This window comes from Paenibacillus sp. EB106-04-04-XG159 (assembly GCF_058791835.1).
In genome coordinates this window covers 40,380-58,523 of sequence record NZ_JBYTDY010000009.1, presented here as the reverse complement: position 1 = coordinate 58,523, position 18,144 = coordinate 40,380, and the positions used below count along the sequence as shown (strand labels likewise).

The following is an 18,144-nucleotide window of genomic DNA, read 5'->3' as shown; positions in this document are numbered from 1 at the left end:
TTAGGAATGAACCTCAAACACGCCTGCCGCACCCATCCCGCCGCCGATGCACATGGATACGACTCCGTAGCCACCCCCGCGTCGGCGAAGCTCATTGATCAACGTCGTCGTCAACTTGGTGCCTGTGCAGCCCAGCGGATGTCCAAGCGCGATCGCTCCGCCATTCACGTTCACCTTTTCTTCATCGATGCCCAGCTCACGAATGACATGTACACATTGGGAGGCGAACGCTTCATTGATTTCAAACAAGCTAACGTCTTCAAGCGTGATCCCTGCCATCTGCAGCGCTTTCGGAATCGCTTTAACAGGACCAACACCCATAATCTCAGGCTCTACGCCTGCGAGTGCAAAGGATCGGAATGTGGCAAGCGGCTTCAAGCCGAGCTCTTCAGCTTTCTCCTTGCTCATGATCACGACCGCTGCAGCGCCGTCGCTAGTCTGCGACGCGTTACCGGCAGTCACACTGCCGCCCAGCTTAAACGCCGGCTTCAGCTTGGCAAGTCCTTCGAGCGAAGTGTCGGCGCGTACGCCTTCATCCGTGTCGAATACGAATGATTTCGTATTCACCTTGCCATCATCTGATACACTCTTCAGCTCCACTTGAAATGGCACGATCTCATCCACGAACTTGCCTTCAGCAATTGCTTGTGCCGCTAAACGATGCGAGCGAACCGCAAAGCGGTCTTGATCCTCGCGGGATACACCGAAGCGCTCAGCGACATGCTCCGCTGTATGCCCCATCCCGATGTAAACTTCCGGCATCTTCTCCACGATCTTCGTATTAGGCGATATCTTAAAGCCCGTCATCGGGACGTGACTCATGCTCTCTACGCCGCCTGCGATCAGCACATCGGCATGGCCTAGCATGATGCGCTCAGCTGCAAATGCGATCGCCTGCAATCCCGAGGAGCAGAAGCGATTAATCGTCAGCGCAGGCACTGTAACCGGGAAGCCCGCATACAGCGACATGATGCGCGCGAAGTTCAAGCCTTGCTCGCCCTCCGGCATTGCGCAGCCGATGATGATATCCTCTACATCTTCCTTTTTCAGACCAGGCGCTCGTTCAATAACGGCTTCCAACACGATCTTGCCCAAGTCGTCGGCACGAGTCTGTACGAGGCTGCCTTTCTTGGCTTTACCGATTGCGGTGCGCGCCATGGATACGATCACAGCTTCTTTCATTGAATCTCACTCTCCCCTGGGATGTTAGTTTCTCAACGCTTTGCCTTTGGACAACATATGCTGCATACGCTGCTGTGTCTTCGGCTCACCGCACAAGCTAAGGAACGCTTCGCGCTCCAGATCAAGCATATATTGCTCACTCACGAGAGTTCCGGCAGGCACATCGCCGCCCGCCAGCACGTGAGCCAGCTTCTTCGCGATCAGCAGATCGTGATCGCTGATATATCCGCTTTCCTTCATGCCAATAGCGCCAAGCTGCATAATCGCTTTGCCCTCTGAGCCAACGACGCGAATCTTCTCCTGCGGAATCGGCTCATATCCTGCCTTCGCCATGCGAAGCACGGCCTGCTTGGCTTCAAAGATGAGATGATCCTGATTCGCGAGAATCCGATCCGTTGGCTGCAGATAACCGAGACGCTTCGCATCATGTCCGCTCGTCGATACCTTCGCCATGCCGACCGTTTCGAATATCTGATTAATCATCGGCTGCAGATCGGCATCAGGGTGACGCAGACTTTGGCTCGCGCGCAGCGTCAGCTCTTTACAGCCGCCGCCTGCCGGAATCAAGCCGACTCCCGCTTCAACGAGACCGTAATACGTCTCGGCTGATGCAATCACTTGGTCGGCAGGCATACATGCCTCTACCCCGCCGCCCAATGTCATGCGATGCGGCGCTGCTACGACCGGCTTCTCGAATCTCTTCACCTTGTACATCGTGTTCTGGAACAAGCGAATGATGCCGTCGATCTCATCCCACTCCTCATCCTGCGCTTCCATCAACAGCAGCATGATATTCGCGCCTACGCAGAAGTTGCGGCCTTGGTTCGCAATGACCATGCCTTCGAAGTTAGCGCGCACCTCATCCACACTCTGCTGAATCATCGTCAAGATGTCCGCTCCAATCGCGTTGTTCGGCGAGTGGAACTCCAAGCAGGCTACTCCGTCTCCGAGATCGATAAGACTCGCTCCGGTGTTGGATTTGACGACCTTATTCTGCTCCTTCAAGCTGCGCAGGTTAATAATCTCATGGGCCTGCTCCACCTGCTTATAGCGCTGCTCGCTCACATAGAAGAGTTGGCCGTTTTCCTTCTGATAGAAGGACGTGTTCCCTTGCGCAATCCAATCCTTCACCCATGCCGGAACAGTCAGTCCTTCTGCTTCCATCCGTTCCACGGAACGAACAAGACCAATCGCATCCCACGTCTCAAATGGTCCAAGCTCCCAGCTGAAGCCCCACTTCATGGCATCGTCAATTTCCACAACGGTGTCAGCGATCTCGCCAACCTTCTCAGCTGAATAGATCAGCACCTGCTTCAATATGTTCCATGCCAGATCTGAATAGCGATCTCCGGCGCTGAGCAGCGCTTTCGTCTTCGCACGCGCGCCTTTCGCCAGCTTAGCGGCTTCAAGGGAACCGGAGGATGCCTTCTTCTGGACTGCATATTCCATCGTTGATAGATCCAGAGCAAGGATCTCGCTGCCGTTAGCACCTTTCTTCTTCAGATAGAAGCCCTGACCAGACTTCTCACCCAGCCAGCCCCGTTCTACCATCGTCTTCAACACTTTAGGCGTACTGAATACTGCTTTCTCCGTTTCATCATTCACGTGATGGAACACGTTGTCGGCAACGTGGACGAAAGTGTCCAGTCCAACGAGATCCAGCGTGCGGAATGTCGCGCTCTTCGGTCGACCCATTGCAGGTCCTGTAACGGCATCGACCTCTGATACGGTGTAGCCGCCAGCGACCATTTCCTTCAAAGTCACAAGGAGTCCATATGTTCCAATTCGATTCGCGATAAAGTTCGGCGTATCTTTCGCAAGCACAACACCCTTGCCTAACACTTTCTCGCAGAATGTCTTCATCTGTGTGATTAACTCAGGGTTCGTCATTTCACCTGGAATAATCTCTAACAGCTTCATATAGCGCGGCGGATTGAAGAAGTGCGTCCCCATAAAGTGACGCTTGAACTCTTCCCCGCACGCTGCAGACATGTCATTGATCGAGATTCCAGAAGTGTTGGAGCTAACGACAGTTCCCGGCTTCCAATGATGCTCGATCTTGCGAAGCAGCTCCTGCTTCACTTGAAGATTCTCGACGACAACCTCAATGATCCAATCCACATCGGACAGGAGTGATAGGTGATCCTCCAGATTGCCCGGTGTAATTCGCTGCGCGAACGAAGGATCATACAGCGGATCAGGCTTCGTCTTCTGCAGCTTCGCAATCGCGTTAACAGCTAGACGATTTCTTACTGCAGGATGCTCAATGGTTAATCCTTTGGCAGCCTCTTCTTCTGTCGCTTGCTTCGGAACCATATCAAGCAGCAAGCACGGTATGCCGACGTTTGCCAGATGTGCCGCGATACCGGACCCCATAATGCCAGAGCCGATGACAGCCGCTTTGCGAATCGGTTTGTTCATGATCGGTTTGCCTCCATTTCATGTCGGTTATTAAAGTTGATCGAAAGGTCGCCGAATACGGATTGCTCCAATATTTCCGCGATATCCTTCGCTTTAACACGCTCTTCAACTTCCTTCATCTTCGTACCGTCCTCCATCATCGTTAAACAGTAAGGGCAAGCACTGCTGATGATCGTTGGATTCACTTCCAACGCTTGCTCGGTTCGAGCGAGATTTACTCGCTTGCCGGACGTTTCCTCCATCCACATCATGCCGCCGCCCGCGCCGCAGCACATTCCATTTTCACGAGTACGGGCCATCTCTGCCAATTCAACGCCTGGAATTGCCTTCAATACGTTGCGCGGCTCATCATAAACATTGTTGTAGCGCCCCAGATAGCAGGAATCGTGATAGGTGATCCGCTCCTTCACCTCATGACACGGTGTAAGCTTGCCTTCGCGAATGAGCTGATCCAGCAACTGAGAATGATGCAATACCTCAACCCCTTCAAGTCCGAAGTCAGGATATTCATTCTTCAATGTATTGAATGTATGAGGACATGCAGTAACGATCTTGCGAACGTTATACTTCTGGAAAGTAGCAATATTCTCAGCGCACAGCTGTTGGAACAGCATCTCGTTGCCCATTCGCCGCGGCGTATCGCCCGAGTTCTTCTCCTCGTTGCCAAGGATCGCAAAGCTGACACCGGATTCATTCAACAGACGGGCGAAGGCGCGCGATATCTTACGGCTGCGCAGATCGTAGGAACCCATCGAACCCACAAAAAACAGATACTCGAAATCAAGATTATCCTTAACAGCAGGCACCTTGACCCCTTCAACTTCACCGCTCCACTTGGCGCGGTCATTGCGGTTCAAGCCCCATGGATTGCTCTGGCGCTCAATATTCTGCAGCGCGCGCTGACCTTCGTGCGGTACGCTTCCCTGCATGAGAACGAGATGACGGCGTAAGTCGATAATCTTATCGACATGTTCATTGCCAACAGGACACTGATCTTCACAGTTGCGGCACGTCGTGCACGCCCAGATCTCATCCTCCGACATGACGTCGCCGATAAGCTCTAGCTCATCGACCTTCTTGTTGGATGAGGTCCAGGAAGCTTTATGCCAACCAAGTGTCGAGCGGATATCGGTTATGCCGCTGCCGCTCCACACCGTCGGGTGAGCCGCACCGCTATCCAATGCATGGGCATTGCCAACAGAGAAAGCATATTCCGGAACGAGCGGCGACTTGCCTGTTAACGCGGTTCCTTTCTCCGTCAGATGATCACGGAGCTTCGTAATCATGTGCATTGGAGATAGAACTTTTCCTGTATTCGATGCTGGACATACATTCGTACAGCGCCCGCATTCGACGCATGAATAGAAGTCCAACATTTGCTTCTGTGTGAACTCTTCGATCTTGCCGACGCCGAACGTTTCAGCGGTATCGTCTTCCAGATCGAGCTTCTTGAGTCGTCCGACCGGCTCTGAGCGTCTTAACCAAATGTTGATTGGTGCAGTCATGATGTGAAAGTGTTTGGATTGAGGCACGTATACTAGAAATGACAGCAGAATGAGCAGATGCGCCCACCAGCCTATATAGAACAGCACTTGCGATGCGGGTTCTGAGATGAAGGAGAATAAGCTAGCAATACCTGAGGAGATTGGAGCGTACGCAGATGGCTCAAGACCGAGCCATAGACGTTCAAAGCTGAGTGACATCAATACCGAAAGCATTAACGAGAAGATGAAGAATACGACGATGCTTGGCTTCCATCCCCGCTTCAAGCGCACGAGCTTCTCACCATACCTTCGATAAGCCGCGTAGCCCATCGCGATAAGAATCGTGATAACGGTGATTTCTTGCATCAAGCTGAACACATCGTAGCCTGGTATCGGAAGATGTTTGCCTCCGATCAGCCCCTTGACGATCAAGTCAAGCGCGCCGAACTGCAGAATGATGAAGCCATAGAAGATAATAAAGTGCATAATACCGCTCTTTGGATCCTTCAACAGCTTCTTCTGTCCGAATATTTGCGACATAAACTCAGCTAATCGACCCTCCCCGCTCCGCTTGAGATCAACTGATTGCCCAAGCTTTACATAAAGGTATCGATGATATACGGCTTTATAGAACAAATAAAAGCCGTACCCTGTTACCCCCAAAAATAACAGGAAATTGACGATCTGCCACACCATCTTTGATCCGCCCTTTCTATAACTTGTTTAAGGTTATGGCGTAAGCTCTTCACGTAAGCGGTTACATCCGCCTCGTAAATAAAATCTTATCGTGAACTCATTGACAACAGGCAATGTTTACCATAAGATTGAGAAAAAATGAATGAGCATTCATTCAGTTAATTTGAATTCTAACACCGAGGTGGCACAATGACAAGTAGGAAAATGGAAAAATATGAGATAATCTTAGATGCGGCATTAAAAGTTATTGCAGAAAATGGATTTCACGGATCTCAAGTTTCCAAGATCGCGAAGGAAGCCGGTGTTGCCGACGGTACTATCTATCTTTATTTCAAGAACAAAGAAGATATCCTTATCTCCTTATTTCAAGTTCGTCTTGGCAATCTGGTCAACATGTTCAACGAAAGCTTGCGTGCTTCGAGTACAGCAGCGGAAGCGCTGCACAGAGTATGCGAGATCCATTTCAATGAACTCGAACAAGATGTGAATCTCGCCTATGTCACCCAGATTGAGCTTCGCCAGAGCTCGATTGAACTGCGCAAAGCGATCGGGCTTACGGTGAAGCCTTATTTCACCCTGATTGAACAGATTCTAGAGAAAGGAGTTCAAGAGAATACCTTTCGGCAAGATCTCGATATTAAACTGACACGTATGCTCGTATTTGGCGCGATGGATGAAGTGGTTAGTTCCTGGCTAATCTCCGGTCGCAAGTATTCTCTATCCGCACAAGTGGATAAGACCGTTGATTTTTTCTTAAGGGGTTTAAAGTAAACATTTGAGAGGAGCTTGTTGCATGAACATTTATGTCCTCCTGAAACAAACCTTCGACACAGAGGAGAAGATCGTCATTCGCGATGGTCAGATTACAGACGACGGTGTGAAGTACGTCATCAATCCGTACGATGAATATGCCGTTGAAGAAGCTTTGCTTCAGCGTGATCAGCATGGAGGTACCATCACAGTGGTGGCCATAGGTCCAGACCGAGCAGCCGAGGCGCTCCGAACAGCGCTGGCTATGGGTGCTGATGAAGCAGCTCTCATCTCTGACGATCGAATTAGCGGCGACGAATATGGTATAGCCAAGGCTCTTGCAGCATACTTAAGCAAGCAATCCTACGACCTGATCATCGGCGGAAATTTCTCTGTCGATACGGGCGGCGGACAGGTTGCGGTACGTGTGTCCCAGTTGCTTGGCATTCCACACACATCATCTATAACGAAGCTTGAGATCGCCGATGGCCGCGCTGTCGTCCTGCGCGATGCTGAAGGAGACAGCGAGACGTTGAGTGTGGAGCTGCCAGCGCTGTTCACCGCGCAGCAAGGCTTGAACGAACCGCGCTACCCTTCCCTGCCAGGCATTATGAAGGCAAAGAAGAAGCCGTTCCATCAGCTTACCCTGGATGATCTGGGTCTATCTGAATCCGATATTTCTGCGAAAACGGAGCGTATCTCATTGTCACTGCCGCCAGAACGCAAGTCTGGGCAGATTCTGAAAGGCGAACTTAGTCAGCAGGCCGCCGAGCTGGTCAACCTGCTGCGCACCGAAGCGAAATTGATCTAATCCAATGAGGAGGATGACCATATGAGCACTACTTACGTAGTTGTCGCGGAAGTTCGCGGCGGTAAGCTGCGACAAGTGACTTTGGAAGCACTGCAGGCTGCTGCAATTGTTAAAGATGACGGAGATTCCGTGTCCGCTATACTGCTGGGATCTCAGGTTGCCCCAATCGCGGAGCAATTGTCGCGTAACGTGAACGGTAAAGTGTATACTGTTGATCATGCTGATCTTGAGAGCTATAATTCAGAATCTTATTATAACGCGCTAACCCAAGCACTGAGCCATCTTAATCCTCAAGCGATTCTATTCGGGCACACCGCTATTGGGCGCGATCTTGCTCCGATCATCGCAGCTCACCTGAATGCGGGCCAGGTGTCTGACGTTATCGCAATCGAGAAGTCAGACTCCGAAGCATGGTATACTCGGCCAATCTATGCAGGCAAGGCATTCGAGAAGAAGCGATTCCTTGATGGACCGCAGGTCGTTACGATCCGCCCTAACAACATACCAGCGGCTGTTGAACTGGATGTAACTGCTGAGGTAGTCGAAGTGAACTATCAATCAGCAACTACACTTCGCTCCGTTGTCCAAGATGTAGTCCGTAGAACCTCCGGCAAAGTTGATTTAACGGAAGCTAGAATCGTTGTGTCGGGCGGTAGAGGTGTGAAGAGCGTTGATGGCTTCAAGCCTTTGGAAGAGCTGGCTGATGTATTGAACGGCGCGGTTGGAGCATCGCGCGGCGCTTGTGATGCTGGATACTGTGACTATGCGCTTCAGATCGGTCAAACTGGAAAAGTAGTTACACCCGAAATCTATATTGCCTGTGGCATTAGCGGTGCCATACAGCATCTCGCTGGAATGAGTCAATCACGTGTCATTATTGCGATTAATAAGGACCCGGAAGCTCCGATCTTTAAAGTGGCTGATTACGGCATTGTCGGTGATTTGTTCGAGGTTGTTCCACTCTTAACAGAGGAGTTCAAGAAGATATTGGCCTAAATGACTGACGAAAGGACGTTAACAGCGTCCTTTTTTCTATGCTCGCACACTTATTATTTCCACTCCAACTTCTTAAACCAGTAGGTCGGTGAATCCATTGGCTCAGTCACGACGTGCGTATAGAATATTTCCACTGCATCGCTAAGAACATCATTTCCGAGAAAAAACGGAATCTCATATTGATCAGAGAGTCCTACCGAGTAGGAACTGCAATACGAATTCTGATTCAGGCCGCTGAACAGCAATTCTTTCTCTGCTCGATTAAGTATCCCATCCTTTGATGCAGCAAGGTTTGGGAGGTCTAACGAAACATAATCATCGGTTTGCTTGAAACAATACGTAATAATATCTTGCCCATAAGAATAGTAATCGGATCGGTTTTTCCACTTGCCTACAATCTTGTGATGATCTCCTGCACTTTTAACATTTATAGCTAATGAATTCGGTGCAGAAGTATAAGAGATCCAGCGAAAGACGAAGAACGATACAAGCATCGCGATAATCGGGATGACGATGAGCATCGTTGAAAGTACCTTATTCTTCTTATAGCTGAATACACCAATCATAATTGAAGCGAACAGCAGCACCATAACAAGCAATACGATGATTACTAAATTCATATCTTAATCACCTCCTCTATCAAGGAACAGTATCTATTCTGCAACCATGTAGGTTTCTAGAGGCTTACAACATCTTAGCTGAGATTCTCGTTGCACATAACTTTATCAAGGGATGAACCGGACCGGATCCGGCCGCCGATACTTGCTATCATAGACCGGATCGTTTCTACTATTCAGTGATTAATGATGGTTCATCAATTCATGTATTGAATTAGGGAACAAGGATTGAATATGCTCTAACACAGCTTTCGCATACTCTTGGATCTCCTTCTGAGCGTCATGCTCCAATCTTTGATTCAGAAAATGACAGACGGATTGCAAGGAAGCTGTCCAATACCATCTTACGTACATGCCGTATGAAGGTAAAAATAATCTAGCCTGCTCAGCACAAACACCATCGTTTAATGCGGCTTCGTACTTATGTATACCCTCTTCGATATAAGCCGACAACTCATCGGATAGCTTAGTTCCCAACTGCTCGGGCAGAACTTCTCCGCTTCCTTGCTTCGAGTTTGCTGGCTTGCTTCTCCATTCAACTGGCGATGGGATGTAGAAAGTCGGTTCCTCCGTAATATATCTGCGGCTTGATTCATTCCAGCCCTCTAGACTATCGCCGGTGCCTTCTATATGTGCAGAGCCAATCACATACTTCCACCATTGCCTAGCTACCATTAATGGAGCATAAATCTCAAATTGAACCATCGCATGGCGAAATGGTGATGTGTGCCCCTCTCTAGCAAGAAATTGAATCAACCGAATATCCTTATTTTCCAATTCAGTGGATTCCTTGGCATAGGACACTCGAGCGGCATTGACGACCGTTAAGTCTGAGCCCATGTGATTCACCAGTCTGACGTAACCTTTATCTAGCACTTGTATAATTGCCAATCTCAAACACTCCTTGTGTAAAAATCTATCGCAGCTAATACTATTCTTGAACTATCCCTTGCTCTCCTGCTGAAATTCTATATCATTCAAAATATTGTCCACCCATTTATAGCATCTCTCTAGATCTTCGTCGCTAATATAATCGGAACGATGCTCAAAATGAATCCGCGCATGGTTGCTCTCTTCACGGATGATCGATAAATACTGTTCAATCGGCGCCCAGCCTTCCGATGGACTGAGCTCAGGAAGCACCGGATAATGCTGCTGCACAACCTTGTCGGTAAATTGACAGTTAGACAGGTGAATAACATCTGCATATTTCGCGAACTTCCGAATCACATCGGCAGCATGGAAGTGCGGATCGATTCGATCCTGGAGATATAATCGAGCCGTATCCAAGCACAGTCTAATCTTCGGGTACTTCACCAGCCATGCTTCCAGCAGTTCCGTGTCATAAAGGTAGCGATTCAGCGCATCGAATTCCAACACGGGGATGAAGTTAAACTCCTCACTCTTGTCGGATAACCATTGGAATAGAAATTCACTACGTTCTATGAGCACTTCAATCGCATACTCACTTTCGTATACATACTCCAATGGATCTGTGAACCGCCATATTGTCCAATCCACTCGATCGTCTAATATGACGGGCTTCGGATAATGGAAGAGAACATATCTCGGTTTCACGCTTGTTAAGTATTCCAGCTCCTGCTGAATGAGTTCCAGTGAACCTTGATGAATGATATCGTCTGATGATAGAAACAGAGCATCTCTCCATTCAGATTGGCCTGCCCTCAATGGAAAATGAATGCCTATCTCAAATCCATGCTTCATCGCTTCGTTCACTAAATTTATCGTATCCTCTTCCTTCTCGAAGAGACAGGCTTCTATTCCATGAAATGATGGTTTATAGTCCCTATGAAACTTGTTGTAGTCAAATGAACCATATTGACCTATCGAATATTTGTACATTAGGAGTACCTCACGACTATGGTGTAATATACTGCAGCTGCCGCTTATATCGAATTGCTAATTCATGTGTAAAATAGACAATAACTCACGTAAAGTACTGTGCATTACCACATTTTAACATAATATCATCATATAATTAAAGGAACAATTTAGTAACAATACAAAAGACACGACCTTTATGATCGTGTCTTCATAAATATTCTATACGACATCTGTCAACTGCTTGCGGCTGTGGCTATCCAACGCCGTCCAGTCGAGAATTTCACATCGTTTACCGTTGATATCGGTGATGATGATTCGATTACCGCCAGCAAATTGCATATGATCGTGCAAATTGCGCATCACCATGCGTGTAGAGCCCAGATTCGTCTGCAGCTCCCATATCCATAGATCCGCCTTCTGCTTCACGCTGTCTACGCGCTGCACGCGCGGGAGGAAGTAGCGGAACTGCAATTCCTTCTCCAGCTCCTTATAGCTCTCCTCATCCAATTCTTCCATATCTCGAATGATGCCCAGCTCTTCATCCTTGGCGTTGCGAATGGAAATGTGCTGCGTCATATACAAGAAAGGGAATGCCCGATAAACGATCAGCTCATCATACGGCTTGCCGTCGATCACTCCTTGAAAGACTCCGCCTTGCCCGCGGCTGAAGAATACGTTGGTAGAGTCCAAGAAATGAATATCGTAAGTATCTGTCATCAGCCTTCAACCCCCTTAATCTTGGACAGCTCCTTCTGTGCCTCTACAAGCTTAAAGTAAGTACCTTCCTGCTCAAGCAGCTCCTCATGCGTACCTACCTCAACGATCTTGCCTCGATCCAGCACGACTAGTCGATCCGCATTTCGCAGCGTAGATAAGCGGTGAGCAATCGCAAATGTCGTGCGGCCATGAATCAAGCGCGAGATTGCTTCTTGAATCTGTCGCTCGGTCTCCGTATCTACAGAAGCTGTCGCTTCATCCAGTATTAGAATGCGAGGATTGTGAATGATGGCGCGAGCGATAGAAACACGCTGCTTTTCACCGCCCGACAACCGATGTCCACGCTCACCTACTCGGGTATCGTAGCCGTCCGGCAGTCGGACAATATAATCATGCGCATTCGCGATTTTGGCTGCTCTCATGATCTCTTCAGGTGTTGCGTCAGGCTTGGAATAGGCGATATTCTCCGCGATCGTCCCGTCGAACAGAAAAGTCTCCTGAAGAACAACCCCGATCTGATTGCGAAGATCGGACTGTCCGATATCACGCAGATCTATGCCGTCGATGCAGATCTTTCCTTCGTCTGGATCATAGAAGCGGCATAGCAAGTTGATAAACGTCGATTTCCCTGCGCCGGAATGTCCAACAAGTCCGATCATTTCACCTGCCTTCACCTGCAAATCAACCTTTTTCAGAACAGGATGATGCTTCTCATAGCCATAGGTTATATCTTCAAATGATACCTCGCCCTTAATCTCCTTTAATTGCACAGGGTTGCGAGCATCTGGCACTTCGGATGGCGTATCCATAATTTCGAAGATGCGGTCTGCTGCAGCAAGAGCGCTGCTTGCCCAGTTAATCATCTGACTCAGCCATTGCAGCGGTCCGAACAGCATGCCCAGGTAAGAGATTAACGCCATCAGTACCCCGAGCTGCAGCTCCTGCTGAATAACAGCTGAACCGCCGTAGAACCAGATCATTAATGTTCCAACACCCGCTATCAATGAAAATAACGGAAATACCCCCTGCCACAACCCCTCAATTCGAATATTGTTACGAACGAGAGATTCGTTTACTTCTGTGTAGCGTGACATTTCCGATTTTTCTTGACCAAACGCCTTAACGACACGAATTCCTTGCAGGGAGTCGCCGACGATCACATTCAAGCGAAAGATCGATCTCCACTGCTGATACCAGCGCCGACCGATCTTCGGCCAGATCGTCATCGACACGATGATCATGATCGGCATCGGGATCAAAGCAAACAAGGTCAGTCTCCAATCAAGTCCGAACATGATGATGAAGATGGCGAACAGGCGCAGCGTTTCACCTGTAACCCAGATGACGCCATCGGTCATGAATTGCCGCATTGATTCTGAATCGCTGTTCACCCGCCCGATAAATTGCGAGGTTTGGCGTCTGTCAAAGAAAGCGAGAGATAAGCGCATCAGAGAACTGTATACATCCTTCCGCAGATCTCCCATTAGCTTGGAGCCAACCCATACACCGAGCAGACCTCTGACGGTCTGCATGATTGACATCGTCAGCATCGTTAAGCCTAAGCCTAGCACTACTAGCAATAGGGTTGAGGTCAAGCTGTCCGGCTTCAATACATCGTCAATCATCACTTTGGTTAGATATGGCGGTATAAGCTCGATAACGGTTGAAATGACCAGCAAGATGGCCGCGATCACCATTTGTACCTTATATGGCTTGGCGTAACGCAGCATTCGACCAAGTATTTTGCCGTTATTCTTACATACCGCGCAAGTTTGCGAGCCCTCAGCCAGCGGATTGTGGCAATTCGGACAATATCGCGGGAATTCCTTCTGCGAGGCGGCAGGAAGCTCTTCCTGCTTAGCCATCGCGCTTAGCAGCTTAGCGGCAAAGCTGAATGCTGCTGATAAAGCCGCTGTATAACGCAAGATGACGATAGGCCCCTGCTTGGTATCGGCAAGCAGTGTACCGCCTCCGATGCCGTTGACAGCTCGCGCTTCCGTTATATCGCTAACAGCAAGCTTCAAGCTGTTCACGCCTTCGCTGTTCCATACCATGATTTCATGCTCAGTAAATGCAATCCATTCCTCGCCGAAATTGCCATCATTCCGTAAGTCGGTCTTCGCGCTGAAGATCGGTGCTTCAGTCAAATGAGCTCTTAACTGGTCTGGCAGTTGTTCGAGAATCGACATGGTTCTCCTCCATTACTCCTTTACTGTCTTCATCATTTTTTTAATCCGTACATTCGCAATACAATGTCAATCTACCAATCTTTTCTTGCCACAACTATTATACCTCCCCCTCTAATACAAGTTATGGGATAAAATATATATAATCGTTTAGTACATGAATCATATGTATTTACAGACTGTCGCTAATAATACGCTTTTCAAACATTCCGTATTTTAACGCGATACCAGTACGAGTAGATCTCTTGGTAATTGAATTTGGAGTATAATCGAATGGCAGCTCGGTTATTCTTCACGACCATCAAATAGCTTTTCATCGCTCCTGCAGACCTCGCCCAACTCAAGATATGCAGCAGAAGCTGCTCTCCATAACCCCGATTGCGGAAACCTTCCGCTGTTACGATATCAAACAGTCCAACATACTCGTCCTCGATTACTCCCAACCCGCACGCCACAGGCTCGCTTCCTTCATATAAGATCACATAAGCGCTTCTGTAAGGTGATCCAGACAGTAATCTCCTCGTAATATCCTGATTGTTCGCAGATAAGCCGCTTAGTTCCGTTTGTACAGATAACCATTTCTCATTCATACAGTCAAAGAACTCTACATCCTGAGTGGAGTGAGCTTGGATATGGTCTAAAGTATCCAGTAATCTTACACTGGTGTGATCGACGATCTCATAGTTTCGCTCTTCGAGCGCCTGGTCCAGCGTATCTGGTACAAATGGGGTAATCTTAAACACCACATTTAATCCTGCGCCAACGTACATGTCCTCACAGTGTGCGATGTTCCTGTTCACTCCCTCATTGCTGCTGTTGAATATAGCGCTTACAGAATTCGAACGCTTGGTATAGCCCTCTGAGAATCGCAGCAGCCATCCATCGTGAACGAATGTTTTCAGCGCCGGCCATGCGTTTAATGCGTATTCTTCGATCTTTCTGTTCACATCCAGCAATGTCCAGCCCCCCTCCTGAAATGATGAAGTGAATACAATATCAACCTAAAAAAGAATCGTTACCTAGATAACGATTCTCTCTGTGCTGCGATAAACAAATTCTACCATAGCATATTCTGGATCATTTATCCATTGCATTTATTACTTCACACGCTTAGCCATCCAAATGTCTGGTTTCCCGATACCGTTAGCATCCGGAAGCATCCCTACGATAGCATAGCCCTGTTTCTGATAGAAGATCGCGGGATGATCGCTGCTTGCAAAGTTCTTTATGAAGCCGGGTATATCTCCATATACATCCTGCCCAGATAAGCTTGTCTGATCATATTCATCATCAGTACCAAGGTATATCGTTATCCCACCGCGATTCTTAACCTGCTGCTCCAAGTCCTGAACTAGCGCCTTACCGATTCCCTGATTGCGGTACTCTTGATGGACGACCAACGGATGCAGCTCCCAGACGTTTCCGCTATATTGACTGATGCCTCCGATCCAGCCAACTACTTTCCCTTCAGCATTAACCATAATTCGACTAATACGCTCTGAGTCCAGTGATTCTAGAACTTCATCTTTAGCCATCTCTAATGTCGGCCATGATTCAAAGCTAGCTTGAAGGATAGCTGCGGTTTGTTGAATGTAGTCATGATCGTGAGGAGCTAGGTCAATCATTTTCATACCATTATTCATAATTTCGACTCCTAGATAGGTCCGACTTCTGGTTTGCCACATAGACTTGTAACGCATGAATAGCTACCTTGAATAACTTAATAAGATAAAACAATGCGACTATTCCTAATACAATAAAAGCGACTTTCAGGACAAACATCAATATTGGAATGAACGAGATAATAGAATAGTAAAAAGAGTCTGGGTTACTGGCTGCCATATCCTAACCTCCATTCTATCAATTTTATGATTCTAGTTCGATTCTGCTAAAGTACTTGATCTTATTGTGTGCGCTAATCTATACAGGTCAGCGATATCGTATCTGCCTATGGTCTCCAATCTTCGTACTGCTTCATCGATATCGACTAATTCGACCGCGATCACCTGTTCACCATCAGGAGGATTCAACGGTTTACCTACGATTTGCACATCCCCATAGCCCACTAATCGGACAAACTCGGGATGAGGAATGTGAGGCTTATAGGGTGCTGCAGCAGTGGAAATACAATTGAATTGACCAAATACGCTATAGCTGATCAGTTCAGCACCAAGCTCTTCCATCACCTCGCGCTTTAATCCATCTAGGTAGAACTCACCTGGCTCCAACGTTCCACCTGGGAGTTCCCACTGTCCATTATCCACTTGAAAGATAACGCACTTGCTTCCACTGAACGGGATGATCGTCACGTTGCTGACTTTGCTTTCATCAATTGTATCCGTGAAAGTGAATCGCGCTTGAATAACTCCCCACTCAATAATGCTTGATAACGTTCGATATCCATCCAATTTCGCTATACTCATGCCATTCCCCCAGTCCCAACATCAAAACGCTTCATCTCGATGAATTCGATCGGCTGCCCGCCAACAAGACTGAAGAATCTTGTCCCTCTCACAAATCCCGCCCGTTCATAAACCTTTATGGCTCGTTCATTAAACGTAGCGACAACAAGTCGAAGGTTGTAAATGTTAAAATGCTGCTGCATAAATGATATACCGTTCATCATGAAGTCATAGCCTTGGCCGCCGCCTGTTAGCTCCGGCTTCATCCCTAATCCGAGATCCAAATAGCGATCGTCTTCATAGACGCCTTGTGCATACCCGCCCGGCGCTCTTGCCGATTCCCCCGCACATACAAATCCGATTAATTCCTCTTTTTCATTTAACACATAGAAATAGTCACCGTTCAGGAATTCATCTATACTTTCCTGATCTCCATCCATGCTGTACATGGAATAGGGAGCTTCATAAGTCCAGTTCGAGATCTCTGCAGCAATCTGTGGTGTCATTGCATGATAAGTATAGGAGAACATTATTCATTCATTTCCTTTCAACGTATGTTAGTGAGAAATTATGAGAACAACGAGGGCTGTGCATACCATGAACGCAGATCAACAGAACCTTGCACGCCCATAATGCGGTATAGATAGCGATACGTTCTTCGTACCTCTGAGATACTAGGTGCTTCTCTAACACTTTGATATCCTTCCATAAAAGGCAGCGATGCTTCATGATCCAGAACATATTCGAGTGCGATAAAATCAAGCTCTGCCGGCCCTAATACATAAGCTTCAGTATCTACGATTGCCGTTATACGATCTCCATCAGATAAGAACTGAGAAGGGTCCATATCTACCAACACGGGTGAGAATGCTTCAGGGTCCCTTAAAGTCTCCATTCCCTTCAGCACACGAACTAATTCCTCTCGGATCTCTGCACGATCTGCAAAGTAGCGTTCCACAATTCTACTCATGGCGTCAGCCATATGCTTGTGAAAGCTGCTCGTCGTTCCAATCTTTCGATCAACCAAGTTGCCAAACGTATTGAACCGATGGCGATGGACTTCAGCCAACCATACTCCAAGCTGATAAAGCATCGAAGCTGGTTGACCGATAAACGACTCTAACGTCTGTCCCCTCATATGCTCGACAACGATATATTCGCGTCCAGACTCGTATACCTTCTTCATAATCTTAGGAACAGGAACAGACGATATCGGTTGAAGCAACGTATTCGCCGCCTCCATATATTGAACATGTCTCGGATCAATTCCGAATAAATACTTGCATCCCCACCAAAAATTATTATCCGGCTCGGTCTGCAGTCTAGATGAACGCACGACAACCTCATCGGAAGCCGTCTTTATATACCACACGTCGCTTGCATGACCTGAATATCCGGGATCAAGAGTACGAACTTCTTCAATATGGTCTTCCAGCAAGACTTCAAAAAAGTGTTTGTCCATATCATCGGTTGCTCCATGGGTACTTATATTAATGGTTTCATTCGTAAACTAAACCTGCATATTCGTATCGAAATCCTCTAGAAGCTTGATAACCCTGCTCTTCTGGAGATCGCGCGTAATGAGTCCAAACATCTGCGAATTGATCCCTTTCAAGAGAGGATTATAGAAGTTGATAACTTGAACTTCAGCATCTGCGAAATTTAACCCTGTGCCTTTAATCAATCTTTCTTCATACTTCCGGGAAACGGGGGATGTTGTAATGGAATGGACCTCGGTATCTTCGTCGCCTTCAATTACATATTTGATGAAGTCTCGGAATAGGATGCGATCCTTTTTTATCGACCATTTGAACAGCGTAATTCGATGTTTGCCTGGTCGTGAGTACTTCCACAGCCCCTCACCGTTAGGCTTAAAGATAAGCTCTGTATCCTTATCAGCGGCTTTCGAGAAAAATGAAGTTGACCAGCATCCAATCAAATCCGAGGATATGAGATAAGCGCTTCGTGATTCCAACATCCGCTTCACCTTCTTCAGCAGTGGTCTCTACCTCTACAGTATGACTGGACTTAGAAACA

At 47.7% G+C, this 18,144-nt stretch carries 17 protein-coding genes; 3 read left to right on the top strand and 14 right to left on the bottom strand.

The window, feature by feature from the left end; all coding sequences use genetic code 11:
* Genes AC3WTP_RS12700 through AC3WTP_RS12690 form a run of 3 tightly spaced genes read right to left on the bottom strand, consistent with a single transcriptional unit; the run spans nt 1 to nt 5,783 of the window.
* A complete protein-coding gene (locus AC3WTP_RS12700) occupies nt 1–1,182 on the bottom strand; it encodes an acetyl-CoA C-acetyltransferase (protein WP_492394986.1) in 1,182 nt (393 codons plus the stop codon).
* A gap of 24 nt (nt 1,183–1,206) precedes the next feature.
* Nucleotides 1,207–3,603: a 3-hydroxyacyl-CoA dehydrogenase/enoyl-CoA hydratase family protein gene (locus AC3WTP_RS12695; RefSeq protein WP_492394985.1), complete on the bottom strand. Its 2,397-nt coding sequence runs from the start codon at nt 3,601–3,603 to the stop codon at nt 1,207–1,209.
* Nucleotides 3,600–5,783: a (Fe-S)-binding protein gene (locus tag AC3WTP_RS12690; protein WP_492394984.1), complete on the bottom strand. Its 2,184-nt coding sequence runs from the start codon at nt 5,781–5,783 to the stop codon at nt 3,600–3,602. Before AC3WTP_RS12690 ends, AC3WTP_RS12695 begins: the two co-directional genes overlap by 4 nt.
* A 189-nt stretch (nt 5,784–5,972) precedes the next feature.
* On the opposite strand from AC3WTP_RS12690, the gene fadR reads away from it, so the two are divergent.
* Genes fadR through AC3WTP_RS12675 form a run of 3 tightly spaced genes read left to right on the top strand, consistent with a single transcriptional unit; the run spans nt 5,973 to nt 8,340 of the window.
* The gene (gene fadR / locus AC3WTP_RS12685; protein WP_492394983.1) at nt 5,973–6,554 is read left to right on the top strand and encodes a fatty acid metabolism transcriptional regulator FadR; all 582 of its coding nucleotides are present in this window, start codon (nt 5,973–5,975) and stop codon (nt 6,552–6,554) included.
* Nucleotides 6,555–6,576: 22 nt separating this feature from the next.
* A complete protein-coding gene (locus AC3WTP_RS12680; protein ID WP_492394982.1) occupies nt 6,577–7,344 on the top strand; it encodes an electron transfer flavoprotein subunit beta/FixA family protein in 768 nt (255 codons plus the stop codon).
* Nucleotides 7,345–7,365: 21 nt separating this feature from the next.
* Entirely contained in the window at nt 7,366–8,340 is a 975-nt protein-coding gene (locus AC3WTP_RS12675; RefSeq protein WP_492394981.1) for an electron transfer flavoprotein subunit alpha/FixB family protein, read from the top strand.
* Between the two features lie 53 nt (nt 8,341–8,393).
* Here AC3WTP_RS12675 and AC3WTP_RS12670 read toward each other — a convergent pair whose 3' ends face one another.
* The 11 genes from AC3WTP_RS12670 to AC3WTP_RS12620 form a co-directional block, all read right to left on the bottom strand.
* Nucleotides 8,394–8,960 (bottom strand): hypothetical protein, encoded by a 567-nt coding sequence (locus AC3WTP_RS12670; RefSeq protein ID WP_492394980.1) that lies wholly within the window; start codon nt 8,958–8,960, stop codon nt 8,394–8,396.
* A 180-nt stretch (nt 8,961–9,140) separates the two neighbouring features.
* Nucleotides 9,141–9,848 carry an FAD-dependent thymidylate synthase gene (thyX, locus tag AC3WTP_RS12665; protein WP_492394979.1) on the bottom strand — a complete coding sequence of 236 codons (708 nt, stop codon included), beginning with the start codon at nt 9,846–9,848 and terminating at the stop codon, nt 9,141–9,143.
* A 51-nt stretch (nt 9,849–9,899) separates the two neighbouring features.
* On the bottom strand, nt 9,900–10,820 hold the full coding sequence (locus tag AC3WTP_RS12660) for a sugar phosphate isomerase/epimerase (RefSeq protein WP_492394978.1): 921 nt from the start codon (nt 10,818–10,820) through the stop codon (nt 9,900–9,902).
* Between the two features lie 201 nt (nt 10,821–11,021).
* Nucleotides 11,022–11,519, bottom strand: a complete 498-nt coding sequence (locus AC3WTP_RS12655) for a DUF1854 domain-containing protein (protein ID WP_492394977.1) — start codon at nt 11,517–11,519, stop codon at nt 11,022–11,024.
* On the bottom strand, nt 11,519–13,708 hold the full coding sequence (locus tag AC3WTP_RS12650) for an ABC transporter ATP-binding protein (protein ID WP_492394976.1): 2,190 nt from the start codon (nt 13,706–13,708) through the stop codon (nt 11,519–11,521). Before AC3WTP_RS12650 ends, AC3WTP_RS12655 begins: the two co-directional genes overlap by 1 nt.
* A gap of 197 nt (nt 13,709–13,905) precedes the next feature.
* Entirely contained in the window at nt 13,906–14,652 is a 747-nt protein-coding gene (locus AC3WTP_RS12645) for a GNAT family N-acetyltransferase (protein WP_492395131.1), read from the bottom strand.
* Nucleotides 14,653–14,802: 150 nt separating this feature from the next.
* Nucleotides 14,803–15,348, bottom strand: coding sequence for a GNAT family N-acetyltransferase (locus tag AC3WTP_RS12640; RefSeq protein WP_492394975.1), 546 nt, complete (start codon nt 15,346–15,348; stop codon nt 14,803–14,805).
* A gap of 231 nt (nt 15,349–15,579) precedes the next feature.
* Nucleotides 15,580–16,128, bottom strand: a complete 549-nt coding sequence (locus tag AC3WTP_RS12635) for an NUDIX hydrolase (RefSeq protein ID WP_492394974.1) — start codon at nt 16,126–16,128, stop codon at nt 15,580–15,582.
* Nucleotides 16,125–16,637 carry a GNAT family N-acetyltransferase gene (locus AC3WTP_RS12630; RefSeq protein WP_492394973.1) on the bottom strand — a complete coding sequence of 171 codons (513 nt, stop codon included), beginning with the start codon at nt 16,635–16,637 and terminating at the stop codon, nt 16,125–16,127. The genes AC3WTP_RS12635 and AC3WTP_RS12630 overlap by 4 nt, the downstream gene beginning before the upstream one ends.
* Nucleotides 16,638–16,675: 38 nt before the next feature.
* Nucleotides 16,676–17,569 carry a phosphotransferase family protein gene (locus AC3WTP_RS12625; protein ID WP_492394972.1) on the bottom strand — a complete coding sequence of 298 codons (894 nt, stop codon included), beginning with the start codon at nt 17,567–17,569 and terminating at the stop codon, nt 16,676–16,678.
* Between the two features lie 48 nt (nt 17,570–17,617).
* Complete coding sequence (locus tag AC3WTP_RS12620; protein ID WP_492394971.1) at nt 17,618–18,085, bottom strand: hypothetical protein; 468 nt, start codon at nt 18,083–18,085, stop codon at nt 17,618–17,620.
* Nucleotides 18,086–18,144 lie beyond the last annotated feature (59 nt).